Source organism: Pasteuria penetrans, assembly GCF_900538055.1.
Taxonomy (GTDB): domain Bacteria; phylum Bacillota; class Bacilli; order Thermoactinomycetales; family Thermoactinomycetaceae; genus Pasteuria; species Pasteuria penetrans.
This window is the reverse complement of the sequence record NZ_UZAC03000002.1, coordinates 145,157-152,029: the sequence shown is the minus strand read 5'-3', so window position 1 is coordinate 152,029 and position 6,873 is coordinate 145,157. Positions and strand designations below refer to the sequence as shown.

The window sequence follows — 6,873 nt, the reverse complement described above, 5'->3', positions numbered from 1 at the left end:
ACCCGTAATGAAGTGATCGATCTGGTGGCAAAAAATGTGGTTTGTATCTCGGCTGAACTTCAAATTCCCCTCCCCGCGGAGTGGGGGGTCTTTTTGGAAAAGGGATGCAAACAAACAGACATCGATTGTCAGCAATCATTGGGCCATCAGCCTCCTCTCCCCCCAAAAAAGGAGTAACAGCAAGGGATCATAGGACTGCGGAGCTAGTTGGAGTTTGCTTGGCTATAAGGAACTACACCTCCGAATATGACGAAATCAGATCAACCAAGGAGTATGCATTGCTGGAAAGGGTGATCTGGGAACAGACGGAGGAGGATGAACAAGGAAATCTCAGGATGCTCCCCAAGGTGCGTTCTGGTAGTCTACAAAGCCCTTATGATCCTGATGCTCAGTACAGGAAGAGGAACAAACAGGAATGTTGGGGATATTCCGGCTAGATCGTAGAGGATCGTGATGGAGAGAAGGGAATAAGCCTGATTTCCTTCTTTGATCTGAGAGGTTCCCTGCATCCAGATACGACCTTTGCGAAGGAGTACATAGAAACATGGGTTCCCCATGATGGAATGCAGTTGTGTGCCGATGGAGGGTACTACAGGCCATGAGATCAGCGAGCTGGCCCAATCAAAGGGTATTTCCCTATGTTTCACCAATATGACGGGCCAAAGGGAGAACCCCAATCAATTGAGGGCAAGCACGTTTGTGCGAGACAAAAGAACAAAGGAAATTACACGATGCGCGGCAAACAAGGAACCCGAGAACAGCCGGTACAAACCAGGGGGAAAACCAGGGAGCGGGACCAGTGTGGCTTATTTCAACAGGGAGGATTGCAAGAAGTGCCCCTTTGCGGATCAGTGCATTGGCAAACCCAACAAAACGGGGGGAAGAACCGTAAGATTGACCGACCGAACGTACTCAGCGGCAAAGCAAAGGGATCAATTGGAGCAACCCAAATACAGAGAAGCAGGGAATCGTCGTGCGGCCATTGAGGGCGTTTGCTCCGCACTCAAAAATGCCTATGGCGCCCGCCGACTTAAGGTGCGTGGTGAACGGAGAGCTAGGTTGACAATGTTCGCAAAGTGTGTAGCGTATAACACATCCCAAGTCTCCGAATATATAGTAAAATTTATAAGAATAAGAAGGAGGGATGCAATATAGTGATTAATATACCTCATAATTAAAAATATTCATAAAATAACCGGCACTATAGGCTGGTCTATTTGTCGTGCTAAGATGTACGGAATAGGGCATTCCTTTCCACAAATATGGATTCAAAAACCAAGTTCCCATGGTTATAGTAGAAATCTAACCATAAGCGTTACGTTTCATTGTATCCGGCCCAAATCATTCATACTATTCAATTTATTATTTACATTAAAAATCGTCTATACATATTATACAGAATCAATTAATTTACTATTAGAAATAAATACATACTATTTTTAAATACAATTAATATCAGAAAAAACCAAATCAACTGATTTTTAATTCGCACACCAGCACCATGTATTGATTAGTAAATAGGATTTCATTACGGAAAATATAACAACTTGGGGGTATGTCAAGACGATCGGCCAGTATTATTCCATACCCTTGACCCATTCCGCATTGCCATTCATATTCATAAAAAATATTAGTAAAGACTTTAGAGTATATTTTTGAAAGGGGATATAAAATTACCTCTTAATATCCTATATTTATTATTTATATTTATAATACCATATTCATTCCCGTATTATCAATAAATCGTTTTGAATTTATTCCTGTAATATTTTCATTTTATTTATATATTTATAAATATTTTTTTATTAAAGCATTTGTTATTCATCAGTATTCCCACTCAATAGACGATCCCAAATCTCTGTGCACTGCCTAAATTTTATTCCTCCGGTATCTATGCGCGTATTATATGGTACCGTGCAATTTATTATGAGGAATGTTCTATCTATGAATCTAGTCTCGCCTTTTAGTAAAGTAATTAGTAACATAATGACATTTTATTATGTTACTGTTCCTGCTTTTGTATCTTCGGGGGTATGTACCTTATTTAATATTAATTTTTATAAAATTTACTGTAACCCTGTGTGGAGGACGAACATTATGTGCTCCACTGCATAAGATCCATTCTGTTCACGGGAAGTACAAAAACAACAAAAATCCGTAATGTTGTCAACATTACGGATAGGGCGGAACCTTATTCCCTTACCATAAACAAAGCGATCCGATCAACAAATAAGGCACGATTACACTATCTACAGTGAAAAGGAATGAAGCATTATTATGTAAAAAGGGGATGACTCATGCCCCTTACCTTTGGTAGAATATTGATCAGCAACAAATAATAATCCCAAAGGAAGGAAACCATGAGCACCCACACCATTAATTAATTATTATAAATCAATACATATTATTTTTTAAATATAATTAATATAGAAAAAACCAAACCAACTGATTTTTAATTCACGCACCAGCACCATCAGATTCATAGTCCCTTCACATGTGCGCTCTGAGTCGGATTTGTGATCTAATATCGGTTTTGCTTAGTGGACTTGTTGTTTTTTTGTGACCTGGTGTCAGGAGAGTTTGGATGGTCCACAGTTTCCTCCGCATGCTTCTTCATTGTTTCAATTTGGGTTTTGTCAAAGTTGGTGATTTCGGATTCACTAATATAAGGATACATGATATTTTTATTATTTTTTTCATCGTGACTTAGACCGAAGGCATGACCTGTTTCATGTGCCACAATTCTAGGTTCCTTTGTATCCCAAATGATGGAGTTAAGGGGGGCGGCTGCCCCTAGTTCATGTTGGTCGGTGCGTCCCCCACGGATAAAACCCTTAGTATTCGCATCTTTCTTCAACGTCCCGAGACCATACTTGATTGTTATGTTTTCGGGATTATGGTTGGGTTTGTTGGAATCCCTAGCGCTGGGGGAAATGCTCCATAGTCTAGTGAGAGCATCTTTTTTCTGATTCTCCTTCGGAGCAGATCCTGGTATAGATACAAAAATTCCGTCATAGGGTTTAACATCCAGAATTTCAAGTTTTTTCCCTATTTTTCCGAGAGTGACATCTGCACCAGCATGAATATCCTCTTGGGCCGTCTGTTTCCAGTTTGGGTTCTCCTTACGGTAATCATCATCAACATATATTATGCTACGAACAGTTTTTTCGCTGGTTTGCTGATCTTTTATGGTACTATCCTTGGTACTATCCTTAGCACTGTCCTTAGTACTATCCTTAGTACTATCCTTGGTACTATTCTTAGTACTATTCTTGGTACTATCCTTGGTACTATTCTTCTTGTTCTGGGTATTTTTTTCCCCTAGGTTCGTAGGGTTGTCCTTACCTACAGGGTTATTTACTGATCCCCCCTTGTTTTCCTGTGCCGTTACTGGGGGGAGGGCTGCCATGAAAAATGAAAGGTTTGCGGTTAAGGCAATAATAAAGTGTTGTCGTTTATAATTCATAATGAAAAACCCCCTCTTATCTCATCTGTTTTTACCCCCATAGTCTTATAATATAATAAACTTATTTTTAATTCTGTTTTTTGAAATTGAACATACCCAATTTACTAAACAAGAGTCTTTATCGCATGTATTGATTAGTAAATAGGATTTCATTACGGAAAATATAACAACTTGGGGGCATGTCAAGACGATCGGACAGTATTATTCCATACCCTTGATCCATTCTGCTTTGCCATTCATATTCACAAAAAATAATTAGTAAAGACTTTAGAGTATATTTTTGAATGGGGATATAAAATTACATTTCAATCTTCTTTATTTATTATTTATATTTATAATAACATATCTGTTTTCATATTATCAATAAATCGTTTTGAATTTATTTATGTAATCCCCTAATTTTATTTATATATTTATAAATATTTTTTTATTAAAGCATTTTTTATTTATCAGTATTCCTACTCAATAGACGATCCCAAATCTCTGTGCACTGCCTAAATTTTACTCCCCCGGGATCTATGCGTGTACTATATGGGACCGTGTAATTTCTTGTGAGTAATGTCCTATCTATGAATCTAGTCTCGCCTTTGAATAAAGTAATTAGTAACATAATGACATTTTATTATGTTACTGTTCCTGCTTTTGTATCTTCGGGGGGATGTACCTTATTTAATATGAATTTTTATAAAATTTTTACTATAACCCTGTGCGGAGGACGAACATTATGTGTTCCACTGCATAAGATCCACTCTGTTCATGGGAGGTACAAAAGCAACAAAAATCCGTAATTTTGTCAACATTACGGACAGGGCGGAACCCTATTCTCTTACCACAAACAAAGCGATCCGATCAACAAATAAGGCACGATTACACTATCTACAGTGAAAGGGAATGAAGGTTATTGTTATTATGTAAAAAGGGGATGACTCATGCCCCCTACCTCCGGAGGAATATTGATCAGCATAAAACAATAAATTCAGGGGGAGGTAAACAATGAGCACCCACACTATTCATTATTATTAGAAATCAATACATTTTATTTTTAAATACAGTTAATACTTGGAAAAAACCAAATCAACTGGTTTTTAATTCCAGCACTAACACCATTTTATATATTTACAATACACAAATTTAATTAAATTATAGTTTTTTGTATATTTTATCCGTATTATAATGCCTATTTCGGATTGTAGCGAAGGGTTTGAATGAAGATTCTGTTCCATTTCTCCACTGATCCCATAATTTATTAAATTTTTCGCAGATCCAGCAACGACATTCTACTTTTTCGGGTTCGCGATAGACTTGAGGGTTGAGGCCACATAAAGGGGGAAAAAGAACACAGAAGAAATTCTCCCCCTTCCCCGAACCCAATCTTATCAACAGGGTTTCACGAATTCCGGCCGGGTACTGCAGATTTCCGAGTTGTTTTGCCGGCTGGGATATCGGTCCTAATGTGATTTGTATAGGGTAGATAAATCCATATTTTCTAAGCAATTCTTCGATTTCTAATTTCCACAGGCCCAGATGTCGGTAGAGGATCCAATGCGTTTTTGCTGTGGTATGTAGGGGGAGTTGCCCCAGCTTAGTTAATAAATGGTTCTTTACTTGTTGTTTGACCCATTGATCTCTTTCACTGTTGCTATGGGCCAGAATTTGTATGCAAATGGGTTTTTCGGGATGGTTAGCCCAAAGATTTTGATATCTAGAGAACAAGCAAGAGAAGATGGTTATAAAAAAACCTATCCATAGGGTGATTTTCCTTTTTATCATTGACTTTGCAGTTTCTCTCCTCTCGGGGTGGGGTTCTTTCAGGGATAGGGTGTGGACAGGAATTTTTTCCTCGCGGAAACGGTTCCTGTATTGTAATGTAAAAATTCTCATTTTATTCTGTTTCTATCGGGTGGGTAAGATGACTTTCCCTACCCGTCCTCGCCCCATTTCCTCTTGGTAAGGCATCCCCCATCTATCACCCAGTATGGCCCATTCCGTTAGGATGATATTCCGTTTTTCCAACAAAAAAGGGTGCTGGAAGAAATTATGTGTGGCTTTATAGAGTCCCTACGTTGAAGGACAGGGTGAGTGATAGGGAATTCCAAGCGATGTATAGGAATCATTTTTTTAATATCGATCTATAATTATTTTCAGTGATCATGATAATGTTTTGATTTATTTTAAAAAATAATAATTATATTTTTCTTAAGAGATGTGTTCCTACCGATTGTTTTTTTGTGTTTTCCACGACAATAGGGTGGTTCAGTGGGATTTGTGGGGGTTCAAAGGAGGATTGGGAAGAAGGATTGCTCTCATTTTTTAGACCCCAGAGGGTAACTCGTTTCATGGTATCTACAAAATGGAAACGATGGATGGGGAGGTTTCTGGATTGATAATGGTTAAATTGCGGCCTAATGCGCCCTTGTGGAGTGAATTTTATGGTACTATGGAGGTAGTGGTGGACTTTGAGAAAATTGCTGTAGGGTAATAGATTCTCGAATCATGGGTACAGAAGGTGTATGGGTCTGGTTTGTAGTAGAGAAGGGACGGATCGGTCTTGGCAGGGAGGATCCCCGTTTTTCCTACCCCCCAAAGGGAGCAACGGTTATTGTCCTTACAGGCAAAATTGGTGCTTGCGGCTGGATTATTAGCCATGGTGATGGCGTTGGCAATCCGATCGCCTCTCCTTTATGTGGGGGAGGTGGATGTAGAGGGGGCCGAGAACATATCGAAGGGGGCCATTCTTACACAGGCTGGGGTATCGCCGGGTATGATGGTATGGGAGATCGACGAAGAACAGGCGAAACAGCGTCTTTTACGGCATGATGAGATTGCGGACGCTCGGCTTGAGTGGCGTTGGTTGGGCCGGCTGTACATATGGGTTCGAGAAAGACCTATTGTGGCCTCGCGCTATGTGGAGGGTGGGTTTATCCCTCTGACATCGGGAGGACGTTGGCTTCCGCATCGGATGGATAAACCCCCGGGCCCTATTTGGGAACCAAAAGAACAGGAATCATCTCTTCTTCCTAGGGACATTGCCCAACAGTTAGCAAAATTGCCGACTGTCCTACGAGAGAGGGTGGCGAGGGTTACATCCACTCGTTGGCTCGGGGGGGTCAAGCTTGTCATTCCCCCCCATAAGGTAATCGTGCGCTTATCGGATTTGGCTATCAGACTGCCCTGGTATTATGCCCATTTTCGTCAACATCCACCAGGTACTATTTATTTATTGGATGCTATCTGGTTTTCCCCCCGCTCCTAAGGGGTTAAACCCACCTAGTTTGGAAATTGTGAGCTACTGGGGGGAGGAATGGTTGCCCTGTTCATGGGCCATTTGCGGGAAGGGTTGAAATAGGGCATTTGAGGGCGTTTTCTTTGCATTGTTGGGTTGATTGTTATGGAGGGAAATAAATCCG

At 40.1% G+C, this 6,873-nt stretch carries 6 protein-coding genes; 4 read left to right on the top strand and 2 right to left on the bottom strand.

From position 1 onward, the window contains the following. Positions 1 to 104 precede the first annotated feature (104 nt). From PPRES148_RS09440 to PPRES148_RS12005, 3 genes are all read left to right on the top strand, one after another. Complete coding sequence (locus PPRES148_RS09440) at positions 105 to 437, top strand: hypothetical protein (RefSeq protein ID WP_149454398.1); 333 nt, start codon at positions 105 to 107, stop codon at positions 435 to 437. 118 nt (positions 438 to 555) lie between these two features. Next, positions 556 to 1,155 carry a transposase gene (locus tag PPRES148_RS09435; RefSeq protein WP_149454397.1) on the top strand — a complete coding sequence of 200 codons (600 nt, stop codon included), beginning with the start codon at positions 556 to 558 and terminating at the stop codon, positions 1,153 to 1,155. A 944-nt stretch (positions 1,156 to 2,099) separates the two neighbouring features. Beyond that, positions 2,100 to 2,258 carry a hypothetical protein gene (locus PPRES148_RS12005; RefSeq protein ID WP_187820940.1) on the top strand — a complete coding sequence of 53 codons (159 nt, stop codon included), beginning with the start codon at positions 2,100 to 2,102 and terminating at the stop codon, positions 2,256 to 2,258. 263 nt (positions 2,259 to 2,521) lie between these two features. Here the strand turns inward: PPRES148_RS12005 and PPRES148_RS09430 are convergent, their stop codons facing one another. Then, complete coding sequence (locus PPRES148_RS09430; protein ID WP_149454396.1) at positions 2,522 to 3,466, bottom strand: matrixin family metalloprotease; 945 nt, start codon at positions 3,464 to 3,466, stop codon at positions 2,522 to 2,524. A gap of 1,140 nt (positions 3,467 to 4,606) precedes the next feature. Continuing rightward, positions 4,607 to 5,236: a stage II sporulation protein R gene (locus tag PPRES148_RS13410; RefSeq protein ID WP_223128033.1), complete on the bottom strand. Its 630-nt coding sequence runs from the start codon at positions 5,234 to 5,236 to the stop codon at positions 4,607 to 4,609. A 778-nt stretch (positions 5,237 to 6,014) separates the two neighbouring features. On the opposite strand from PPRES148_RS13410, the gene PPRES148_RS09420 reads away from it, so the two are divergent. Beyond that, entirely contained in the window at positions 6,015 to 6,719 is a 705-nt protein-coding gene (locus PPRES148_RS09420) for a cell division protein FtsQ/DivIB (protein ID WP_149454394.1), read from the top strand. Positions 6,720 to 6,873: the final 154 nt, after the last annotated feature.